Source organism: Paraburkholderia phymatum, from assembly GCF_040965635.1.
In the GTDB taxonomy this organism is placed as follows: domain Bacteria; phylum Pseudomonadota; class Gammaproteobacteria; order Burkholderiales; family Burkholderiaceae; genus Paraburkholderia; species Paraburkholderia phymatum_B.
Genome location: NZ_JBFRCH010000104.1, coordinates 1 through 1,173, shown reverse-complemented (window position 1 = coordinate 1,173; position 1,173 = coordinate 1). Strand labels below are relative to the sequence as shown.

Below are 1,173 nucleotides of genomic sequence, written 5' to 3'. Positions count from 1 at the left end.
GGAAGGTCTGAACAACCCGTTTTTTTATCGCACTTCTGCCGAGCGCCCGAGACAGGGATCGCGGTATCACTGGCACGGCGTCAGACCACTACCGGTCGCGTCTTTTACCCAGCGGCTCGACATCCGTACGCGGCTTTTTCCTCCTTCATCGCATCTCACAGCTTCCGGCGCGCCATCCAGAGATTGGCCAGCGCGAACTGCGTTTCGATCTGCGCCATGTTTTTCGCCAATCCCCGATACCGTGCTTTCAGATATCCAAACTGACATTTGAGCACCCGAAACGGGTGCTCCACCTTCGCTCTCACGCCCGCCTTGAGCCGCTCGATCTCGTCGTAGATCCTGTCGATCCGTTTGCTTCTGTCCAGCTTGCGTCGCTTGCTCGGGCGCATCGCGACGTGCCATTGGACCGCACCCGTTTCGCCTCGCTTCTCGATGCCCACATAGCCTGCATCGGCAAACGCAACCTGCTCCTTGCCATGCAACAGCTCATGCGCCACCGTGATGTCGTGCACGTTGGCCGCCGTGCACTTCACGGTATGCACCAGACCCGATTCGGCATCCACTCCGATGTGCGCCTTCATGCCGAAGTACCAGCTGCCTCCCTTTTGCGTCTGGCGCATCTCGGGGTCTCGCGTGCCGGGCTTCTTCGTCGAATTGGGTGCCGATATCAGCGTCGCGTCGACTGCCGAGCCCACCTTGAGCATCAGCCCCTTCGCCTGCAGGATCTCATTGACCGTCGCCAGCATGCGGGCCGACAGTTCATGCGCCTCGAGCAGATGCCGGAACCGAAGGATCGTGCTCTCGTCAGGCAGCCGCGTCATGCCCGTGCCCAGCAGGGCGAACTCCCGATACAGCGGTATGTCGTGTAGCGCCTCCTCCATCGCCGGGTCCGACAGACTGAACCACTGCTGCATGAAGTGAATGCGCAGCATCGTCGCGACCGGAAACGGTGGGCGGCCTGTCCTGCCCTTGGGATAGTGCGGCTCGATGAGCGCGATCAGTTGCTGCCACGGCACCACACGGGTCATCTCATCTAGAAACTCGCGCTTGCGGGTGCGCTTCGTCGACAGATCCAGACCAAGACCAAGCTGTGTCATCTCGCCGCTCCTTGAAGTATCCCCATCCCAGGATAGTTCACGCTCACGTCAGTGCCAGGACTTTTGCAGAGATTCC

At 60.5% G+C, this 1,173-nt stretch carries 1 protein-coding gene; it reads right to left on the bottom strand.

Annotated elements, in window-relative coordinates:
- Window positions 1-155: 155 nt before the first annotated feature.
- Window positions 156-1,097 (bottom strand): IS5 family transposase, encoded by a 942-nt coding sequence (locus AB4Y32_RS40345; protein ID WP_368726568.1) that lies wholly within the window; start codon window positions 1,095-1,097, stop codon window positions 156-158.
- Window positions 1,098-1,173: the final 76 nt, after the last annotated feature.

Excerpts from the sequence above, each read along its gene's own strand:
- AB4Y32_RS40345 (WP_368726568.1), bottom strand. The coding sequence starts at position 1,097 with ATGACACAGCTTGGTCTTGGTCTGGATCTGTCGACGAAGCGCACCCGC.